Origin of the sequence: Methylomagnum ishizawai, from assembly GCF_900155475.1 — a bacterium.
Classification (GTDB): Bacteria; Pseudomonadota; Gammaproteobacteria; order Methylococcales; family Methylococcaceae; genus Methylomagnum; species Methylomagnum ishizawai_A.
Genome location: NZ_FXAM01000001.1, coordinates 952889 through 971233 on the forward strand (window position 1 = coordinate 952889; position 18345 = coordinate 971233).

The 18345-nt window shown below is 63.9% G+C and carries 20 protein-coding genes; 16 read left to right on the top strand and 4 right to left on the bottom strand.

Annotated elements, in window-relative coordinates; genetic code table 11:
* The first annotated feature begins 20 nt into the window (after positions 1-20).
* The 8 genes from B9N93_RS26685 (at position 21) to B9N93_RS04360 (ending at position 7761) form a co-directional block, all read left to right on the top strand.
* Positions 21-2729 carry a methyl-accepting chemotaxis protein gene (locus B9N93_RS26685; RefSeq protein ID WP_085211206.1) on the top strand — a complete coding sequence of 903 codons (2709 nt, stop codon included), beginning with the start codon at positions 21-23 and terminating at the stop codon, positions 2727-2729.
* Position 2730: 1 nt separating this feature from the next.
* Positions 2731-3234: a chemotaxis protein CheW gene (locus tag B9N93_RS04330; protein ID WP_125468833.1), complete on the top strand. Its 504-nt coding sequence runs from the start codon at positions 2731-2733 to the stop codon at positions 3232-3234.
* A 35-nt stretch (positions 3235-3269) separates the two neighbouring features.
* On the top strand, positions 3270-3566 hold the full coding sequence (locus B9N93_RS04335; RefSeq protein WP_085211210.1) for an STAS domain-containing protein: 297 nt from the start codon (positions 3270-3272) through the stop codon (positions 3564-3566).
* A gap of 14 nt (positions 3567-3580) precedes the next feature.
* Positions 3581-4447, top strand: coding sequence for a CheR family methyltransferase (locus B9N93_RS04340; RefSeq protein WP_085211212.1), 867 nt, complete (start codon positions 3581-3583; stop codon positions 4445-4447).
* Positions 4444-5082 (top strand): chemoreceptor glutamine deamidase CheD, encoded by a 639-nt coding sequence (cheD, locus tag B9N93_RS04345; protein WP_085211214.1) that lies wholly within the window; start codon positions 4444-4446, stop codon positions 5080-5082. The genes B9N93_RS04340 and cheD overlap by 4 nt, the downstream gene beginning before the upstream one ends.
* 8 nt (positions 5083-5090) lie before the next feature.
* On the top strand, positions 5091-6131 hold the full coding sequence (locus tag B9N93_RS04350; protein ID WP_085216167.1) for a protein-glutamate methylesterase/protein-glutamine glutaminase: 1041 nt from the start codon (positions 5091-5093) through the stop codon (positions 6129-6131).
* A 2-nt stretch (positions 6132-6133) separates the two neighbouring features.
* Positions 6134-7339 (top strand): methyl-accepting chemotaxis protein, encoded by a 1206-nt coding sequence (locus tag B9N93_RS04355; RefSeq protein ID WP_085211216.1) that lies wholly within the window; start codon positions 6134-6136, stop codon positions 7337-7339.
* A gap of 119 nt (positions 7340-7458) precedes the next feature.
* On the top strand, positions 7459-7761 hold the full coding sequence (locus B9N93_RS04360) for an STAS domain-containing protein (RefSeq protein WP_085211218.1): 303 nt from the start codon (positions 7459-7461) through the stop codon (positions 7759-7761).
* Here B9N93_RS04360 and B9N93_RS04365 read toward each other — a convergent pair.
* On the bottom strand, positions 7748-8584 hold the full coding sequence (locus B9N93_RS04365; protein ID WP_254899334.1) for an inositol monophosphatase family protein: 837 nt from the start codon (positions 8582-8584) through the stop codon (positions 7748-7750). The two genes, B9N93_RS04360 and B9N93_RS04365, sit on opposite strands and share 14 nt — an antisense overlap.
* A 351-nt stretch (positions 8585-8935) precedes the next feature.
* Between B9N93_RS04365 and B9N93_RS04370 the strand changes: the two genes are divergently transcribed.
* Positions 8936-9124: a hypothetical protein gene (locus tag B9N93_RS04370; protein ID WP_085211220.1), complete on the top strand. Its 189-nt coding sequence runs from the start codon at positions 8936-8938 to the stop codon at positions 9122-9124.
* A gap of 172 nt (positions 9125-9296) precedes the next feature.
* On the opposite strand, the gene B9N93_RS25300 is transcribed toward B9N93_RS04370, so the two are convergent.
* Positions 9297-9473, bottom strand: coding sequence for a hypothetical protein (locus B9N93_RS25300; protein ID WP_176225119.1), 177 nt, complete (start codon positions 9471-9473; stop codon positions 9297-9299).
* A gap of 184 nt (positions 9474-9657) precedes the next feature.
* The gene (locus B9N93_RS04375) at positions 9658-11127 is read right to left on the bottom strand and encodes a serine/threonine protein kinase (RefSeq protein ID WP_176225120.1); all 1470 of its coding nucleotides are present in this window, start codon (positions 11125-11127) and stop codon (positions 9658-9660) included.
* 320 nt (positions 11128-11447) lie between these two features.
* Here B9N93_RS04375 and rpe point away from each other — a divergent pair, with 320 nt between their 5' ends.
* From rpe to trpC, 7 genes are all read left to right on the top strand, one after another.
* Positions 11448-12140, top strand: coding sequence for a ribulose-phosphate 3-epimerase (gene rpe, locus B9N93_RS04380; RefSeq protein WP_085211224.1), 693 nt, complete (start codon positions 11448-11450; stop codon positions 12138-12140).
* Positions 12140-12817, top strand: a complete 678-nt coding sequence (locus B9N93_RS04385; protein ID WP_085211226.1) for a phosphoglycolate phosphatase — start codon at positions 12140-12142, stop codon at positions 12815-12817. The genes rpe and B9N93_RS04385 overlap by 1 nt, the downstream gene beginning before the upstream one ends.
* A 162-nt stretch (positions 12818-12979) precedes the next feature.
* Positions 12980-14464, top strand: a complete 1485-nt coding sequence (gene trpE / locus B9N93_RS04390) for an anthranilate synthase component I (protein ID WP_085211228.1) — start codon at positions 12980-12982, stop codon at positions 14462-14464.
* Positions 14461-15042, top strand: coding sequence for an anthranilate synthase component II (locus B9N93_RS04395; protein ID WP_085211230.1), 582 nt, complete (start codon positions 14461-14463; stop codon positions 15040-15042). Before trpE ends, B9N93_RS04395 begins: the two co-directional genes overlap by 4 nt.
* A gap of 61 nt (positions 15043-15103) precedes the next feature.
* Positions 15104-15547, top strand: coding sequence for a DUF29 domain-containing protein (locus B9N93_RS04400; protein WP_085211232.1), 444 nt, complete (start codon positions 15104-15106; stop codon positions 15545-15547).
* A gap of 161 nt (positions 15548-15708) precedes the next feature.
* A complete protein-coding gene (gene trpD / locus B9N93_RS04405; RefSeq protein ID WP_085211234.1) occupies positions 15709-16734 on the top strand; it encodes an anthranilate phosphoribosyltransferase in 1026 nt (341 codons plus the stop codon).
* Positions 16731-17531, top strand: coding sequence for an indole-3-glycerol phosphate synthase TrpC (trpC, locus tag B9N93_RS04410; RefSeq protein ID WP_085211236.1), 801 nt, complete (start codon positions 16731-16733; stop codon positions 17529-17531). The genes trpD and trpC overlap by 4 nt, the downstream gene beginning before the upstream one ends.
* 255 nt (positions 17532-17786) lie before the next feature.
* On the opposite strand, the gene B9N93_RS04415 is transcribed toward trpC, so the two are convergent.
* Entirely contained in the window at positions 17787-18341 is a 555-nt protein-coding gene (locus B9N93_RS04415) for an L-threonylcarbamoyladenylate synthase type 1 TsaC (protein WP_085211238.1), read from the bottom strand.
* Between the last annotated feature and the right edge of the window lie 4 nt (positions 18342-18345).

Sequence of the window (18345 nt, forward strand, 5' to 3'; positions counted from 1 at the left end):
CTCCGAGGAGGGGCAAACCCATGAAAACCAACCTGCCGGTCACCGATGTCGAGCGCCTCCTGGGCGAAGGCACCCTCATCGTCAGCAAAACCGATCCCAAGGGCGTCATCATCTATGCCAACGCCGAGTTTATTGAAATCAGCGGCTTCACCGAACCAGAACTCCTGGGCCAGAGCCACAACATCGTGCGCCACCCCGACATGCCGTCGGCGGTATTCCGGGAGTTGTGGGACGCCCTTAAAGCGGGCAAGGCCTGGGTCGGCCTCCTCAAGAACCGCTGCAAGAACGGCGATTTCTATTGGGTGCGGGCCAATATCACGCCGCTGTGGGAAAGGAGCGAACTGGTCGGCTACCTGTCGGTGCGGACCCGGCCGGAACGCGCCGAGGTCGAGGCGGCCACCGAGCGCTATCGGCGGATGAACGCGGGCGAGACCCTCGAACCCCCCTTGATCCAGCGCTTGAACCCCTTGCCCCGGCTGTCGATGCATGCGCTCGGGTGGATAGCCGGGATATCGCTGCTGGCGGGGGCGGTCATTCCGGCGGGGTTGTTATGGGCGGGCGATGCCGCCGGGCCCGGCCTGCGCGGCCTGGGCGCGGGGTCGGCGTTGGCCCTGGCGCTTTCGGGCGGGGCGTTGCTGGCTTATATCCTGACGCGGATCACGGTGGCCGTGAGGCATGTGGCCGAAAGTCTCATGGAAATCGCCCAGGGCAATTTCACCAGCAAACTGGAGGCCGAGGGCGACGATGAATGCGCCATGGCCATCAACGCCCTGCGCTGCACCCAGACCCGGCTCGGCTTCGACGTGGCCGAACTCCGGCGCGTGGCGGACGAAGCCTCGCGTATCAAGACCGCGCTCGACCATGCCAGCGCCGGCGTGATGGTGGCCGACGAGGAGTTCCGCATCATCTATATGAACCGGGCGGTGCAAGCCATGTTCAAACGGGCCGAATCCGATTTGCGCAAGGTGCTTCCCGGCTTCGATGCCGACCAAATCCTGGGCGCGAACATCGATGCCTTCCACCCGCATCCCGAACATCAGCGGCGGTTGCTGGCCGGGCTGAGGGATATCCACCGCAGCGAGATCGGCGTCGCCGGGCGGAGCTTCTCCTTCATCGCCAATCCGGTGGCCGATGGGCGCGGCAAGCGCATCGGCACCGTGATGGAATGGGACGACCGCACCGACCAGGTGGCCGTGGAAGAACAGGTCAGCACGCTGCTGACCGCGTTCCGGGTCGGCGATTTACAGCATCGCATCGATGTCGAAGGCCGGACCGGCTTCACCCGGCGCATGGGCGAGGGGCTGAACCTGGTGGCCGAGGACGTGGAACTGTCCCTCAAGGATTTTGGCCGGGTGATCCGCGGCATGGCCGAGGGCGACCTGACCCGTAGCACCGGCTACGATGGCTACGAGGGCGTCTATGCCGAGTTCCGCGCCAACCTGATGCAGTCCCAGTCCAAGCTGAGCGAGGTGTTCGGCCAAATCCGCCAAGCCGCCGATTTCATCTACAACGCCTCGCAGGAAATCGCCGCCGGCAACAACAACCTCTCGCAACGCGCCGAGGAGCAAGCCGCCAGCCTGGAACAGACCGCCTCCAGCATGGAGCAACTGACCAGCACCGTGAACCAGAACGCCGAGAACGCCATCGCCGCCAACCAGGTTTCGAGCGTCGCCCGCGACTTGGCGCAAAAGGGCGGGGATGTAGTGGAACGGGCCGTGGCCGCGATGCGCGACATCAACGACAGCAGCGCCAAGATCGCCAATATCATCGGCACCATCGACGAAATCGCCTTCCAGACCAACCTCCTGGCCTTGAACGCCTCGGTGGAGGCGGCGCGGGCGGGCGAGCAGGGCCGCGGCTTCGCGGTGGTGGCGACCGAGGTCCGCAACCTCGCCCAGCGTAGTGCCAAGGCCGCCAAGGAAAGCCGCGAGCTGATCCAGAACAGCCTGGACAAGGTCGGTACCGGCTCCGCCTTGGTGACCCAATCCGGCGGGATGCTCAACGACATCGTGGGTAGCGTGCAGAAAACCGGCGACCTGGTGTCCGAGATCGCCGCCGCCAGCCGCGAACAGGCCCAGGGCATCCAGCAGATCAACGGGGCCGTGGCGCAGATGGACGAAATCACCCAGCAGAACGCCGCCCTGGCCGAACAGGCGTCGGCGGCCAGCGTGTCCATGTGCGAACAGGCCAAGAACATGGTGCAGTTGGTGGGCTTCTTCAAGACCGAGGACACGGCCCAGGCCAAGCGCCCGGCCAAGGCCACCACCGCGTCCTTGGACTTCTCGATGGCCCGCAGCAAGCATCTGGCCTGGAAGGTCCGCATCCGCGACTTCCTCGCGGGCCGGGAGTCCTTGACGATGGCCCAGGCGGTTTCGCACCGGGAGTGCGACCTGGGGAAATGGTTGTATTCGACCGGGCTCAAGCAATACGGCCATCTGCACGAGATGCGCGAGTTGGAGGCCGAGCATGAAAAGATGCATGGCTTGGTACGCACCATCATCGACAAGCAGCAGCGTGGCGATGCCCTGGCCGCCGAGGCCGATTTCCGCGAACTCCAGGGCTTGTCGGACGGGATCGTGGCCTTGCTGACCGTGGTCGAAAAACGCGGCAGCCTGGGCCGGCCACCGCAATCCCCCAATGCCAAGCCGCGGGCCTATAGCCCGCCGCCCGCCCCGACCCCGAAAACGGCGGTGGTGGGCGGCACGGGCGATGAGTGGGAGGAGTTTTGATATGAATACTCTCGTGGCCAGCGCCGGGGCCGAAACCGGCGTACCCAGCCAATACCTGAGCTTCGAACTGGCGGGCGAACCCTACGCGGTCGATATCCTCAAGGTCCGCGAGATCAAGGGCTGGGAACCGGCGCGGGAATTGCCGGAAGCGCCGCTTTATATCAAGGGCGTCATCAACCTCAGGGGCACCATCTTGCCGATCATGGACCTGCGCGAGCGCTTCGGCATGGCGCGGGGCGAATATACCGCCACCACGGTGATCGTGATCTTGGGCCTGGAATCCCCGGCAGGCGGGGAGCAGGCGCTGGGCATCGTGGTGGACGCGGTGTCCGATGTGCTGGATGTGCGGCCCGACGCGGTACGTCCGCCACCGGCCTTGGGGGCGGCGGTCCAGATGCGCTATCTCAAGGGCATCCTGCCCGGCGAGCGGATGACCATGCTGCTGAACGCCGACGCCTTGCTGTCCGAGCGCGACTGGGACGGGATCGAGGTGCAACTGGCCTAGCGCCACTCGCAACCACAACGACGACAGAATCCGTTATGAACAAGATCGTATTGGCCGAACTACAAACCATGGAGAACGCGGGGACGCTCAAGGAAGAGGTCTTGGCCGCCCTGGACCACCCCGAACCGGTGTGGGTGGACGCTTCCCAAGTCGGGCGGATCGATACCGCCGCCCTGCAATTGCTGGCCGTGCTATGGCAGAGCGCCCGCCAGGCCGGGAAACCGCCCCGCCTGGACCGGCCTTCGCCCGAGTTCCAAAGGGTCGCGGGCTGTTTGGGTTTGGCCGGCTTGTTCGGTCTCGCCGGGTCGGCCGGCGATCCTCCATCCCGTTGAGCGGAGCGCCCACCATGTCCGCCCCGGCCAATAAACCCGGCTATTTACGGGAGTTCGAATACGGCCTTGAGGACTTCGAGCGGCTGCGGAGCTTGTCCTTCGCCTACTCGGGGATCAGGGTGCCGGACGACAAGTTCGATATGTTCTATTCCCGGCTGGCGAAGCGGCTCCGGGCTTTGGGCCTGACCCGGTTCCGCGATTATTGCGCGATGGTGGAAGACCAGGCCGGCCCGGAATTCACCGAGTTCATCAACGCCATCACCACCAACCTCACCGCGTTCTTCCGCGAGAACCACCATTTCGACTATCTCCGCGCCCAGGTGGTGCCGCACTGGCTGCGCCGCAACGCCGCTTCCCGCCGGGCGCGGGTCTGGTCGGCGGGCTGTTCCACCGGCGAGGAGCCTTATTCCATCGCCATGACCTTGTTGGAGGCCGACACCCGCCTCGGCGGCTGGGACTTGAAAATCCTCGCCACCGACTTGGATACGCGGGTATTGGCGACGGCGGCGGCCGGGGTCTACGACGCCGACAGCGTGGGCCGTCTGGAGCAGGAGCGGCTGCGGCGCTGGTTCCTCAAGGGCGGGGGCCAGCACGAGGGCCGGGTGAAGGTGAAGGACGCGGTGCGCGACCTGGTGCATTTCCAGCAATTGAACCTGATCGGCCCTTGGGATTTGCAAGGACCGTTCGACCTTATTTTTTGCCGCAACGTGCTGATCTATTTCGACCAACCGACCAAGGCCCGTTTGATCGGGCGTTATTTCGACCTGTTGGTGCCGGGCGGGTATTTGTTCATCGGCCATTCCGAGTCGCTGCACACCTTTGCGCATCGCTTCGAGAACCTGGGCCAGACCATGTACCGCAAGCCGGAGGCCGCGCCATGAGGCACGGCGACCCCAGACTCGCCGCCTGCCTGCCCGGTTTCGAGGCGGTGAGGCGCTATTGGGACGAGGGCGAAAGCATGGCCATCGCCAAAATCCTGCCCGGCGAATATTACGTCACCGCCCAGGACGAACAAATCGTGACGGTGCTGGGCTCCTGCGTGGCGGCCTGTATCCGCGACCGGGTTTTGTGTATCGGTGGCATGAACCATTTCATGCTGCCCTCGATCACCGGCGAGCGGCTGCGGGACGAGCGCTCCGAGATCATCGGTTCCGCCACCCGCTATGGCAATTACGCCATGGAGCATCTTATCAACGCCATCCTGGGGCGCGGTGGCCAACGCAAGAACCTGGAGGTCAAGGTGTTCGGCGGCGGCAAGCTCATGCCGGCCCTGAGCGATGTGGGCGAGCGCAATATCCGTTTCGTCACCGACTATCTGGCCATCGAGCGGATGCCCGTGCTGGCGAGCGACCTGGGCGATATCTATCCGCGCAAGGTGGTGTTCTATCCCGCCTCGGGCCGGGTGCGGGTCAAGAAGCTCAAGGACGTTCCGGCCACGACGGTGCTAGGCCGCGAATTGAAGTACCGCGACGCCATCCAGGATGTCGAGGTGCAAGGCGAGGTGGACCTGTTTTGAGCAAGGCCATGAATAGAATTAGGTTGTTGATCGTGGACGATTCGGCCCTGATGCGGGCGGTGCTGGGCAGGGTGTTCGATGCGGCCCCGGATATTGAAGTGGTGGGCATGGCCCAGGACCCCTACGACGCCCGCGACAAGATCAAGGCGTTGAATCCGGACGTGTTGACCCTGGACGTGGAAATGCCGCGCATGGATGGTTTGACCTTCCTGCGTAATCTGATGCGCCTTAGGCCCATGCCGGTGGTGATGCTGTCCACCCTGACCGCGGAGGGCGCGGAAACCACCTTGCAAGCCCTGGCCTATGGCGCGATGGACTTCATGCAGAAGCCCGCCGCGGCCTTGGGCGGGGATATTTCCGACTACGCGGCGGAAATCATTAGCAAGGTCCGTACTGCCGCCCGTTGTCCGGTGCGGGCTTTGGAACCGGGGAGCAGGCAGCCCGCCTCTCCGGTTTTGGCCGTGGCCCCGTCGCGGCGGGGTTTGATCGCGGTGGGCGCTTCGACCGGCGGTACCGAGGCCATCAAGGTGGTGGTGCGGGGACTGCCCGCGCAGACGCCGCCCGTGGTGGTCAGCCAGCACCTGCCCTTCGCCTTCAGCGCCTCCTTCGCCAAGCACGTGGACCAGGCCGGGGCGCTGAGGGCCAAACTGGCGGAAGATGGCGAGCCGCTCGCCGCCGGGACCGTCTATATCGCGCCCGGCAACCGCCACCTCCGGGTGTTGCGGCGCGGCGATGGCTATAGCGCCCGGCTCGACGACGGCGAGCCGGTCAACCGCCACAAGCCCTCGGTGGATGTGATGTTCCGCTCGGTGGCGGAAGTGGCGGGGGCGGAGGCGGTCGGCGTGTTGCTGACCGGCATGGGCGCGGATGGGGCGCAAGGACTCAAGGCCATGCGCGACGCGGGGGCGGGGACGCTCGCCCAGGACGAGGCCACCTCGGTGGTGTGGGGAATGCCGGGGGAAGCTTGCAGGATCGGCGCGGCCGGGCGCACGCTGCCCCTCGACAGGATTCCCGCCACTCTTCTCGAAATGCTTAACCGACGGCGGTGAGTATGCAGCAGTTTTTCCGTATCTATCGACTCGCGCTCGGTGCCAGCCTGACCTTGCCCGGCGTGGCCTATACCGCCCATTCCCCGATGCTGGCGTTGCTGGCTTCCGCCGTGGTGGCGCTGGCCTGGGCCTCGACCGCTTGGCGGGCGGGGACCGACCCGGAGACCGCCGCCACCCCCGAGGGGGGCTTGCGGAGCGATATCCAGAAGGCCGAGGCGCAATATCTGCGCGAGATGCGCGATTGCGCCCAACAGGAAATGCACAACGTGCAGATCGAACTGGGCCAGATCAAGACCGTGGTGGCCGACGCCGTCGCTACGCTCAGCCAAAGCTTCAACGGCATCCACGAAATCGCCGACCGCCAGACCCGCATGGTCGGGGAGTTGTTGGGCGATCTGGCCGCTCCGCTCAACCCGGACGCCGCCGAAAACGAACGCATCACCTTCACCCAGTTGGCGAGCCAGACCGAGCGGGTGCTGAACAGCTTCATCGAGTATGTGGTGTTGATCAGCAAGCACAGCATCCAGATGGTGGGCATGGTGGACGAGATCGCGGCTCATATGGACCGGATCGAGAAACTCTTGGGCGATGTCAAGAAGATCGCCGACCAGACCAACCTCCTGGCCTTGAACGCCGCCATCGAGGCCGCCCGCGCCGGCGAGGCGGGCCGGGGTTTCGCCGTGGTGGCCGACGAGGTCAGGAACCTCTCGCATTATTCGACCCGGTTCAGCGACGAGATCAGGGGCGTGGTCAACGATTCGAGGGTCAAGATCGCCGCGGCCAAGGAGATGATCGAGGTGATGGCATCCCAGGATATGAACACCGCCATCGAATCCAAGGCCGGGGTCGATACCATGATGGAAAACATCAAGGTGTTGAACCAGGATTTGGAACGGGGGTTGGATTCCATTTCCGGCTTAACCCAGGATATCGGCGAGCGGGTCGGGACGGCGGTGCGGGCCTTGCAGTTCGAGGATATCGCCCGGCAATTGGTCGAGTATGTGCAGGGCAACCTCAGCCATCTGCGCGAATTGATCAACGAGCATGAGCGCCAGATACTGTCCTTGCATGGTTCGGAAGAGGAGACCATCGCCGCCCTGCGCAAGAGCCGCCGGGAGATCGAGGAGCTCAAGCTGTCCTGGGCCAGCCGGACCGGCAAGCCGATCCGCCAGCAGGACTTGGCGGCGGGGGAGATCGAGTTGTTCTAGGCCTGTCCCGTATGGATGCGGATGCCCGTTTCCAAGCTCCGCGGGGAACGCCAATGTAGGCGCTCCGCCGCCACCGACCGGATGCATTCATTCATCACCAAAATCAGCGAGGAACCCCTATGACGATCAGCAGCCAATTGAGCGGCGACGGTGCCGAAATGATTCTGAGGATCGACGGACGTTTCGATTTCAGCCAGCATCAAGCCTTCCGCGCCGCCCTGGAGGCGGCGGGTGGTGCCCGCAGTTTCGTGGTGGACCTTGGCCATTCCGAATACATGGACAGCGCGGCCCTGGGAATGTTGTTGCTGCTGTTGGAGAAGGCCGGTGGCAGCCGGGAACGGGTGAGGATCGTCAATCCTAATCCCAATGTCAGGAAAATCCTGGAGATCGCCAATTTCGACAAACTGTTTACGTTGGCCTAGCCGTCCGCGGGGCCAGGAAGGCCCGCCACTCCCCGAACAGGCCGGGATTGGCGGCGGCGACGACCGAGGTCGGTTTCAAGGCCGTGGCGAGGATGGGCGCGCCATCCAGGGAGGTGGCGCAACCGCCGGCTTCCGCCAGGATCAGGCTGCCCGCCGCGTAATCCCATAGCTTTTGCCCGCCATGCAGATAGGCATGGAAGCGGCCCGCCGCCAGCCAGCACCATTCCAACGCGCCCGAACCCAGATAGCGGTGCGAGCTATAGGGCGGATGTAGGGCGAGTTCGGCGGCGAGGGCCGGGTCCAAGCGCTTGAAATCCACCATCGCCAAGCCATGCCGCAAGGGCAGGCCGCCGCCGTGTCCATCGAGCGGCTGGCCGTTCAGCCACGCGCCCCGGCCTTTCTCGGCGGCGAAGCACTCGTCCCGCACCGGGTCGTAGATCAATCCCAGCACCGGCTCCCCGCCCCGCAGCAAGGCCAGGGAGATGCAGAAGAACGGCAGGCCCGCCGCGAAGTTGCTGGTGCCGTCCAGGGGGTCGAGGCACCATAGTCCCGGCCCGGCCCGGTCCAGCAAGGCCCGTTGCCGGGCTTCGTCCATCTCCTCGCCCAGCAGTTCGAATTGGGGATAACGTTGCTTGAGGGCCAGGGCCAAGCGGTTTTGCACCGCGAAATCCACTTCGGTGACGATGCTGCCGTCGGGTTTGAAGCTGCGTTCGGCGCGGGCGAAGCGGGGAAGGATTTCTTCCTGGGCGGTGGTTTTGAGGAGCGGGACGAGGGCGTCGATATCGGGATGCATGGCGTGTGGCCTGTGCTTGGCGGTGGTCATGGGAGTTATGGCGGATATCGGGCCGCATTTCAAGTTGGCGCGAAGCCCTGGCGATCTTTGCGGCGGTCCGGCGGTATCGGTGGGCATCCTCAATATTCCGCACCATGCCTGTGCGTAGAAGCCCTATGGTGGGGCGGTTTCCGGCGCGTTCCGGGGGGGCTGCGTCCCGCTATATTGTCTTGAAATTTTCATAAGCTTGCTCTGAGATTAAAGGTATAAAATCTGCAATACTAAACAGCCCATTTTGAAACAAGGCCCCGCGCTGGTTTATCGGCATTGTTGTTCAACTAACGTTCGACCTTCATCATTAAAGCCCAAAGCGGCTGCATAAATTCAGAGGTGCACAAGACCATGTCTTCCGAAGCCAATCCTTCTTTTTTGGTCGATGGCATCAAAACCATCGCCATACATAATGACGTAGCGCGAATCCAGTTCATGCAACTCGGCAACGATGGCAAGCCCGAAGACGCCATGGTCCTGCTCGTGCCGCTCAAGCAAGTGGGCCAGATCAGCGAGGCGTTGAGGAATATCCGCAAATAAACCCGCCGCCCCTGTCGGTGATGGCCCGAATCCGCGATCCGGGCGACCGATGTGGGAACAGGCAGGAAGACGCCGCCCCGCTTCACAACGGACCGGACCCCGGGAACCCAAGGTTCCCGGGGTTTTTTATGCCCGGGGGTTCCCGGACCGGGTCCGGCGTGGTGCGGGCCGGTTATTGTTGTGGCGGGGCTTCGGGTTGGGCGGGGGCGGGCTGGGTGTTTTCCTTCTTCTTCATCCATTCCGGCCTGCCTTGGGGCGGGGTATTGCCCAAAGGACCCTCGCCGCCGCAGCCGACCAGCGCCAGCGCGAGACCCGACAATACCCATCCGACCCAATATTTCTTGGACATGGAAACCTCCTCGTAGTGAATAGGGAACCGGCGCGGGCCGATTCCGCGCCAGGGGGCGGCCCAGCCGCTGGTTGTGCCGATTCGGTCATCGACCACGGTCACGGGCGGGGCAACGCCGTTGGATGTTACCCGCTCTAGGGCGGTCTTGCCCGATTTCTTGCCATATCCGCCCGTATCGCGGGGTTCATGGCAACATCGGTCCGCCGGTCCCGCCCGGAAAACCGTCGGGCACGCAGGCGAAATAGGCGTGGACCTGCCGACAGCGTCCCGGCTCCGCTGCCCGGTCCGGCGGTTGTATCCAGCAAACCGCGTCCAGCGCCTTGCCTTGGCAGAGGTCGATGGCGTTTTGTGGAGGCGGGTAGGGGGGATTGCCGCCGGATTGCAAGCCTTGGGGGGGGCCGGGGGTAGCGGGTGGCCACGAGGTTTCCGCCATACCGCCCATCCCGGTCGGCCTGAACCACACCAGTCCCGCCACCAATACGCCCACGCCCGCCGCCGCGCCCAGCGCCGGCCAGCTCCAGGCCGGAAGCCGTTGCCTGGCCGACGGCGGCGCGAGGCTCGCGCCACAACCCGCGCAGCCGAGCAGGCTCAGGCTGATATCGGTCGGCACCGTGTTGCGCTCCCCGCATTCGCGGCAGATGAGGCGCAAGCGCCCTGGCGTGGACCATTCCCGTGGTGGCGATGTTGGACGGGGAGCCGGTGCCGCCGCTTTCCCGGCCAGGAGCAGAGCCTTGAATGCCTGGATCGTTTGCGGACGCTGTTCCGGCTCGATAGCCAAAGCCCGCATGATGGCCTGGCCGACCGCGGGCGTGATCGAGGGTTCCAGTTGTTCCGGCGGCAGTACCTCGTCCCGGCGGCAGCGGTGGGTGGCTTCCTGGGGTCTTTCCCCGGTCAGGAGATAGTACAGCGTGGCCCCGGCGGCATAGATATCGGTGGAGGGGCCGAATTCCGCCCGTTCCAGGTATTGCTCGAACGGGGCGAATCCTGGGGTCAGGATCACCGATAGGGTTTGGGAGCCGTGCCCGCCCAAGGCTTGGCGGGCGGCCCCGAAATCCAGCAGGATCGGGGAGCCGCCCTGGGTCAGATAGATATTGGCGGGTTTGATATCGCGGTGTAGGAAACCCTTGGCGTGGATTTCCGCCAAACCGTCGAGGATCGGCAGGATAAAGGCCAGGGCCGTGGCCTCGGGGAGTTTGCCGCCGTTGCGCCCCAGGTATTCGGTCAGGGATATCCCCTCGTAATAATCCATGGCGAGATAGGCGGTATTGTTCTGTTGGAAAAACTCCCGGACCCGGACCACGTTGGGGTGGCTGAATTTGCACAGGGTGCGGGCCTCTTGCAGGAATTGCCCCATCCCGTAATTGAACCGCTCGCTGTCCTCGCCGCCATGGGGGACGACCTTGAGGTTCAGGGTATCGCGGACCGCCAGGCCGCGGGGCAGGTATTCCTTGATCGCCAAGGGGGTGTGTAGTACCAAATCCAAGGCCAGATAGGTGATGCCGAAGCCGCCGGGATGGCCCAGGATACGTCCGATCAGGAATTTGTTGTTGAGGATGGTCTGGTAGGGCAGGGCGAACACATTCCGCTGCGGGTCCGGTCGATAACCGCATCGGGGACAGCGGGCCGAGTTGCCCTTGTCCTGCATGCAGCCCATGCATAAATCACCGAAATCATCGACATCCATAGGGGGGGCGGTTCTGTTGGGGTGGGTCGAGGGGTTTTTGGAACCAGCGTTCGCGCTGTCCAGATCGGGGGATGGTATTACAGCCGGGCGGGTGCCGCATCCGCCTTCGACAGCCGTTTCCCCGGTGCCTGGGCCGGGACGGCGGACGGCCCGGCTACTGCCCTCAACTTGCCCCCCCGGAAGCCAAATGTAAAAATACCCGGCCATTTGGCAGGCCGCAAACCGCGGATTCCAAGGCCCGGAGGGCCAGCGCCGCCCTGTTCTCCAATTCCAACCACGAGCCATCAGCCATGAACGATTTCTGGATCGCGCCTTCCATCCTTTCCGCCGACTTCGCCCGCTTGGGCGAGGAAGTGGCGAACGTCCTCGAATCCGGCGCGGATGTGGTCCATTTCGATGTGATGGACAACCATTATGTGCCCAACCTGACCATCGGCCCCCTGGTCTGCGAAGCCCTCCGCAAATACGGCGTCACCGCTCCCATCGACGTGCATCTGATGGTGAAGCCAGTGGACCGTATCATCCCCGATTTCCTCAAGGCCGGGGCCAGCTATATCACCTTCCACCCGGAAGCCTCCGAGCATATCGACCGCAGCCTGCAACTCATCAAGGATGGCGGGGCCAAGTGCGGCTTGGTGTTCAATCCGGCCACCCCGCTCGACGTGCTGGAATATACCTTGGCGAAGGTGGACATGATCCTGTTGATGTCGGTCAACCCCGGTTTCGGCGGCCAGAAATTCATCCCCTACGTGCTGGACAAGGCCCGCAAGGTGCGCGAGATGATCGACAACTCGGGCCGCGATATCCGCCTGGAAATCGACGGCGGCGTCGGCCCGGCCAATATCGCCGAAGTGGCGCGGGCGGGCGTGGATACCTTCGTGGCCGGTTCCGCCGTGTTCGGCGCGGGCCAGGCGGGCGACCCGAACCGTTATAACAGCATCATCCAGGCCATGCGCGACGAACTGGCCAAGGTCCGCAACTGATGCTGCCCGCCCGGCCCGGACTGGTTGTCTTCGATCTCGATGGCACCTTGGTGGACAGCGCCCCCGATATCGCCCAGGCGGTGGATATCATGCTGGGCCGCCTGGGTTTGCCGGAGGCGGGCGAGGTCCGGGTGCGAGGCTGGGTTGGCAATGGCGTCGAGATGCTGGTCAAACGCGCCCTGACCGGCGCGGTGCGGCCCGCGGGCGAACCGCCCCGGTTCCGCGAAGCCCTGGCCTGGTTCATGGACGCCTACGCCGAGCATATGTGCGACCGGAGCCGCTTATATCCGGGGGTGAGGGATGGCTTGGCGCGGATCAAGGCCGGGGGCTTCCCGACCGCCTGCGTCACCAACAAGCATTCCCGTTTCACCCAAACCCTGTTGGAACAACTCGGTCTCGCGCCCTATCTCGATTTCGTCGGCAGTGGCGACCAATTCGCCCAGCACAAACCCCACCCGGAACCTTTGCTCAAGACCGCCGCCCATTTCGGCATCGCGCCTGCCCAGAGCCTGATGGTGGGCGATTCGGCCAACGACGCCGAGGCCGCGCACCGGGCCGGGTTCATGCTGGCGCTGGTGCCTTATGGGTATCATGGCGCGGTCGATCTCGCGGCTTTGGAGCCGGACGTGGTGGTGAAATCCATCGCGGAATTGCCGGGTTTGTTCGAGGCCCTCTGATTTTACTTTTGCCCACATGACTTGCATGATCCCCATGCCCCCACTCCTAGAACGATGGCGTCTCCAGCCCGCAACCCCTGAATAACCGGGCGGCGTTCCAGCGCTTGGCCCGGTACGGCTTATCGCCGGATTCTCCCGGCCAAACCCACGATTGGAAACACCATGACGCCCGAACAGTTCCAGCACTACGCCGAGCAAGGCTATAACCGCATCCCCCTCGCCCGCGAAGTCCTCGCCGATCTCGATACCCCTTTAAGCGCCTATCTCAAGCTGGCCGACGCGCCTTATACCTATTTGTTCGAGTCGGTCCACGGCGGCGAGCAATGGGGGCGATATTCCATCATCGGCCTGCCTTGCCGCACCGTCATCAGCGTGCGCGGCCCGGAAATCACGGTGGTCCGCGACGGCCAGCGCGTCGAGACCGCCACCCCGGCCCATCCGCTGGACTGGATTCGCGAGTATGCCGCCCGGTTCCGGGTGCCCGCGATTCCGGGTTTGCCGCGTTTCAGTGGCGGTTTGGTCGGTTATTTCGGCTACGAAACCATCCATTACATCGAACCGCGCCTCGCCACCGCCAAGCCCGACCCCATCGGCGCTCCCGATATCCTGTTGATGGTGTCGGAAGAGGTGCTGGTGTTCGACAACCTCAAGGGGCGGCTGCTGGTCATCACCCACGCCGATCCCACCGAACCCAATGCCTATCCCGCCGCCCAGGACCGGCTCGATACCCTGATCCGTGGCCTGCGCCAGAACCGCCTACCCGCCCGCGAATTCAAAGTCCCCAAGCAGGTGGAGGAAAGCGAATTCGTTTCCGGTTTCACCCAGGAGGGCTATGAGAACGGCGTCCGCCGCATCAAGGACTACATCGTCGAGGGCGATGTGATGCAGGTGGTGTTGTCGCAACGCATGTCGATCCCGTACTCGGCCCCGCCCTTGGATTTATACCGCGCCCTGCGTTGCCTCAATCCCTCGCCCTATATGTTCCATATGAACCTGGGTGCGTTCCATATCGTGGGTTCCTCGCCGGAAATCCTGGTGCGCCTGGAAGAGGGCACCGTCACCGTGCGCCCCATCGCGGGTACCCGCCGCCGTGGCCGGACCCCGGAGGAAGACACGGCCTTGGAAAAGGATTTGCTGGCCGACCCCAAGGAAATCGCCGAACACCTGATGCTCATCGACCTCGGGCGCAACGACGCGGGCCGCGTGGCCGAAACCGGCACGGTCAAGGTCACGGATAAGATGATTATCGAGCGCTATTCGCACGTCATGCATATCGTGTCCAACGTGGTCGGCCAGTTGGCGAAGGACAGCGACGCTTTCGAGGTATTGAAAGCCACCTTCCCGGCTGGCACGGTCAGCGGTGCCCCGAAAATCCGCGCCATGGAAATCATCGCCGAATTGGAACCCGTGAAACGCGGGGTTTATTCGGGGGCGGTGGGTTATGTGGGCTGGTCCGGCAATCTCGACACCGCCATCGCCATCCGCACCGCCGTCATCAAGGACGGCACCCTGCATATCCAGGCCGGTGCGGGCGTAGTGCATGATTCCGTGCCGCTCAACGAATGGGAAGAAACCTTGAACAAAGGCCGCGCGGTATTCCGGGCGGTGGCGATGGCGGAAGCCGGGCTTGAAGGAGGACAGCCATGAAAGTCTTGATGATCGATAACTACGATTCGTTCACCTATAACCTGGTGCAATACCTGGCCGAACTCGGCGCGGAAGTCCGGGTGGTGCGTAATGACCAGATTGCGGTGGAAGAGATTGAAACCATCGACCCCGACAAGATCGTGATTTCCCCCGGCCCCTGTACGCCCAAGGAGGCGGGGATTTCGGTGGAAACCATCCGCCGCTATGCCGGGCGTTATCCGATCTTGGGGGTATGCCTGGGGCATCAGAGTATCGGCCATGCCTTCGGCGGTAATATCATCCACGCCAAGAGCATCATGCACGGCAAAACCTCGATGGTTTATCACCATAATATTGGGGTATTCCATGGGCTGAATAATCCGTTCCAGGCCACCCGCTATCATTCCCTGGTGATCGAGCAAGCGACTATTCCCGAGTGTCTGGAAATCACCGCTTGGACCGAGGATAAGGACGGGAAGATCGAGGAAATCATGGGCGTCCGCCATCGGGAATTGGATATCGAGGGGGTGCAGTTCCATCCCGAATCGATCCTGACCGAGCAGGGGCATGAGTTGTTGGGGAATTTCTTGCGGCGGTAGTTTTATCCGGGGCGGACGGATTCCCGTTCGCCCTCCATTCCCCGAGCATCGAGGTAAGGCCATGAGCGCCACTTTATACGAGAGGGATTTTTATACCTGGACCCAGCAACAATCCGAGTTACTGCGTACAGGCCGCTGGGACGAATTGGATACCAGCCATTTGATCGAGGAACTGGACAGCATGGGGGCGCGGGAGCGGCGGGAATTGGGGAATCGCTTGGCGGTTTTGCTGGCCCATCTGCTGAAATGGCAATATCAGCCCGACCGGCGCGGCAATAGCTGGCGGCGCACTATCAAAATCCAGCGCATCGAGATCAACGAGATATTGGCGGATAATCCAGGGCTGAAAAGCGAATTGACGGAGATATTCGCCAAGGCTTACGAGAAGGCGCGGATTTTGGCGGCGGATGAAACCCGGTTCGATGAGGATGTTTTTCCTGCCGAGCCGTGTTTTTCATTGGCCGCATCTTTGGATGCCGGGTTTTGGCCCGGCGCGGCGACTTAGTGGAGTAACCAAGGCTAGATATGTTTGACGACCCAATGCTTATGGAATCTGTGGCTCCCGAGCAAGATGGGGGTGTTTCGCAATGATGTCGATATCAGTAAATATAATCTAATCATATCGCCTAAATTCCCGCCGCTTACTTAAACCCCCAAGGAACCCCCATGGACATCCCCGCCCTGCTCCAAACCCTCCTCGATAATCAAGACCTCGACCCCGCCCAGATGCGCGGGGCCATGCGGACCATCATGAGCGGTGGCGCGACCCCCGCCCAGATCGGCGCGTTCCTGGTGGCGCTCCGGGCCAAGGGTGAAAGCGTCGGCGAAGTGGTCGCCGCCGCCAAGGTCTTGCGGGAAATGTCCACCAAGGTGCCGGTCAAGGACGAACATCTGATCGATACCTGTGGCACCGGCGGCGACGGTGCCCGCACCTTCAATATCAGCACCGCCAGCGCCTTCGTGGTCGCCGCCGCCGGGGCCAAGGTCGCCAAGCATGGCAGCCGCTCGGTCTCCAGCAAATCCGGCAGCGCCGACGTGTTGGAAGCGGCGGGAGTCAATCTGGACCTGACCCCGGACCAAGTGCGGGCCTGTATCGAGGAAGTCGGCCTCGGCTTCTTGTTCGCCCAGCGCCACCACGGCGCGATGAAATACGCCATCGGGCCGCGCCGCGAACTCGGCATCCGCACCATCTTCAACCTGCTGGGGCCGCTCACCAATCCGGCGGGCGCGAGCCATCAACTGGTCGGCGTGTATTCGGACGCCTGGATCGAACCCCTGGCCAACGCCCTGCGCGAACTCGGCAGCAGCCACGTCCTGGTGGTCCACGCCGAGGATGGGTTGGACGAAATCAGCATCGGCGCTCCCACCCAGGTCGCCGAGTTGCGGAACGGCCAGATCGAAACCTACACCCTGACCCCGGAACGCTTCGGCCTGCAACGCGCCCCGCTGGAAGTCCTGGCCGTCGATACGGCAGTGGAAAGCCTGCGCGCGGTGCGCGGCGTCTTGGGCGGTGCGCCCGGCCCGGCCCGCGATATCGTGCTGCTGAACGCCGGGGCCGCGATCTACGCCGCCGATTTGACCGACAGCCTGGAAGCGGGCGTCGAACGCGCCCAAGCCGCCATCGACAGCGGCGCGGCCCGCGCCAAGCTGGACCAACTCATCCATTTCACCCAAGCCTTCGCCAAGCCATGAGCCAGACCCCCGACATCCTCCAGAAAATCCTCCGCCGCAAAGCCGAGGAAATCGCCCAACGCCTCGCCCTGGTGTCCTTCCAGGACATGTTGCAACGCGCCGCCGCCGCCGATGCCCCGCGTGGGTTCGTGGATGCGCTGCGGGCCAAGGTCGCGGCGGGCCTCCCCGCCGTGATCGCCGAGATCAAGAAGGCCTCGCCCAGCAAGGGCGTGATGCGGCCCGAGTTCTATCCCGCGGCAATCGCCCAGAGTTATGCGAACCATGGCGCGGCCTGCCTTTCGGTGCTGACCGACCGGGATTTTTTCCAGGGTTCGGAGGACTATTTGCGGGAAGCCCGCGCCGCCTGCGCCCTGTCGGTGTTGCGCAAGGATTTCACGGTCGATCCCTACCAGGTGGTCGAGGCCCGCGCCATCGGGGCCGATTGCATCCTGTTGATCGCCGCCGCGCTGGACGATGCCCGCATGAAGGAACTGGCCGACCTCGCCAGCGAGTTGGGGATGGATGTGCTGGTCGAGGTCCATGATGCCGCCGAACTGGAACGCGCCCTGAAGCTGGACCTGCCCATGATCGGCATCAACAACCGCAACCTCCGCAGCTTCGAGGTCCACCTGGAAACCACGCTGGAACTCTTGGCGATGATCCCGGCGGGACGTTTGGTCGTGACCGAAAGCGGCATCCTGGCGCCGGAAGACGTGGCCTTGATGCGCGGTCGCGGGGTGCAGACCTTCCTGGTGGGCGAGGCGTTCATGCGGGCGGCGGAGCCGGGGCAAAAGCTGGCGGAGTTGTTCGGTTTTTAAGCGCGAGCCGAAGCTTTGACGGTCCGGCGGATAAAAAAAAGCGTCCGCCGGACCATCGCGAGGAGAGGGCGATGGGAGGCTGGACGCCGTTGCAAGGAACTTCCGCGCCGCCATTAGCGCTTGAAGGGGGGTGTACTTATATAAGCGGATTCCGTGCCAAACAGGCGTAGCCGGAAATCTTGGGAAATCGATGGGAGGGAGGCGGCGCTTTCGCACCATTGTCGGGCAAAAACCGCCCGAAAATTTGCCCAAGGTTCAACGTAGCCGTTTGCCGCTCACCGCTTCGTAGATCGGCGTGGGACCGCTGGCCCCGCCCAAGCGGCCCGGTACCAGCAGCGCGTCGGCGGCGGGGAAATGCTTGCGGATCGCGAGCGGGCCGCGGGCCGGGGGGTGTCCGCTCTTGTTGGCGCTGGTCGAGACCAAAGGCCCGCCGAAGGTCCGGCACAAGGCCGCCGCCCCCGGATGCGCCGTGACCCGCACCGCCAGGTTGCTGGACGCGCCCCGCAGCCAATCCGGCACCCAGGCCGCCGCCGGGACCACGAAGGTCACGGGGCCGGGCCAGGCGGCGAGCAGCCGGTCGTGGACTTGGGGATTGGGAATATCGAGGAAGGGTTCGACCTGGGCGAAACCGGCGGCGATCAGGATGAAGCCCTTGGCGGCGGAGCGGCCCTTGAGGCCCAACAGGCGCTGGACCGCAGCCCGGTCCAGGGGGGCGCAGCCCAGGCCGTACACGCCTTCGGTCGGGTAGGCGATGAGTCCACCCCGGCGCAAATGCCGGGCGGCGAACCGGGCTTGGAACGGGGAAATCACGGCG

Bases quoted from the DNA above. Each gene is read 5' to 3' on its own strand.
- B9N93_RS04340 (WP_085211212.1), top strand. From the start codon at position 3,581: ATGTCCGCCCCGGCCAATAAACCCGGCTATTTACGGGAGTTCGAATAC.
- B9N93_RS04365 (WP_254899334.1), bottom strand. From the start codon at position 8,584: ATGACCACCGCCAAGCACAGGCCACACGCCATGCATCCCGATATCGAC.
- trpD (WP_085211234.1), top strand. From the start codon at position 15,709: ATGGACATCCCCGCCCTGCTCCAAACCCTCCTCGATAATCAAGACCTC.
- B9N93_RS26685 (WP_085211206.1), top strand. From the start codon at position 21: ATGAAAACCAACCTGCCGGTCACCGATGTCGAGCGCCTCCTGGGCGAA.
- B9N93_RS04355 (WP_085211216.1), top strand. From the start codon at position 6,134: ATGCAGCAGTTTTTCCGTATCTATCGACTCGCGCTCGGTGCCAGCCTG.
- B9N93_RS25300 (WP_176225119.1), bottom strand. From the start codon at position 9,473: ATGTCCAAGAAATATTGGGTCGGATGGGTATTGTCGGGTCTCGCGCTG.
- B9N93_RS04395 (WP_085211230.1), top strand. From the start codon at position 14,461: ATGAAAGTCTTGATGATCGATAACTACGATTCGTTCACCTATAACCTG.
- trpE (WP_085211228.1), top strand. From the start codon at position 12,980: ATGACGCCCGAACAGTTCCAGCACTACGCCGAGCAAGGCTATAACCGC.
- B9N93_RS04335 (WP_085211210.1), top strand. From the start codon at position 3,270: ATGAACAAGATCGTATTGGCCGAACTACAAACCATGGAGAACGCGGGG.
- B9N93_RS04375 (WP_176225120.1), bottom strand. From the start codon at position 11,127: ATGGGCTGCATGCAGGACAAGGGCAACTCGGCCCGCTGTCCCCGATGC.
- B9N93_RS04360 (WP_085211218.1), top strand. From the start codon at position 7,459: ATGACGATCAGCAGCCAATTGAGCGGCGACGGTGCCGAAATGATTCTG.
- B9N93_RS04400 (WP_085211232.1), top strand. From the start codon at position 15,104: ATGAGCGCCACTTTATACGAGAGGGATTTTTATACCTGGACCCAGCAA.
- rpe (WP_085211224.1), top strand. From the start codon at position 11,448: ATGAACGATTTCTGGATCGCGCCTTCCATCCTTTCCGCCGACTTCGCC.
- trpC (WP_085211236.1), top strand. From the start codon at position 16,731: ATGAGCCAGACCCCCGACATCCTCCAGAAAATCCTCCGCCGCAAAGCC.
- B9N93_RS04350 (WP_085216167.1), top strand. From the start codon at position 5,091: ATGAATAGAATTAGGTTGTTGATCGTGGACGATTCGGCCCTGATGCGG.
- B9N93_RS04385 (WP_085211226.1), top strand. From the start codon at position 12,140: ATGCTGCCCGCCCGGCCCGGACTGGTTGTCTTCGATCTCGATGGCACC.
- B9N93_RS04330 (WP_125468833.1), top strand. From the start codon at position 2,731: ATGAATACTCTCGTGGCCAGCGCCGGGGCCGAAACCGGCGTACCCAGC.
- B9N93_RS04370 (WP_085211220.1), top strand. From the start codon at position 8,936: ATGTCTTCCGAAGCCAATCCTTCTTTTTTGGTCGATGGCATCAAAACC.
- cheD (WP_085211214.1), top strand. From the start codon at position 4,444: ATGAGGCACGGCGACCCCAGACTCGCCGCCTGCCTGCCCGGTTTCGAG.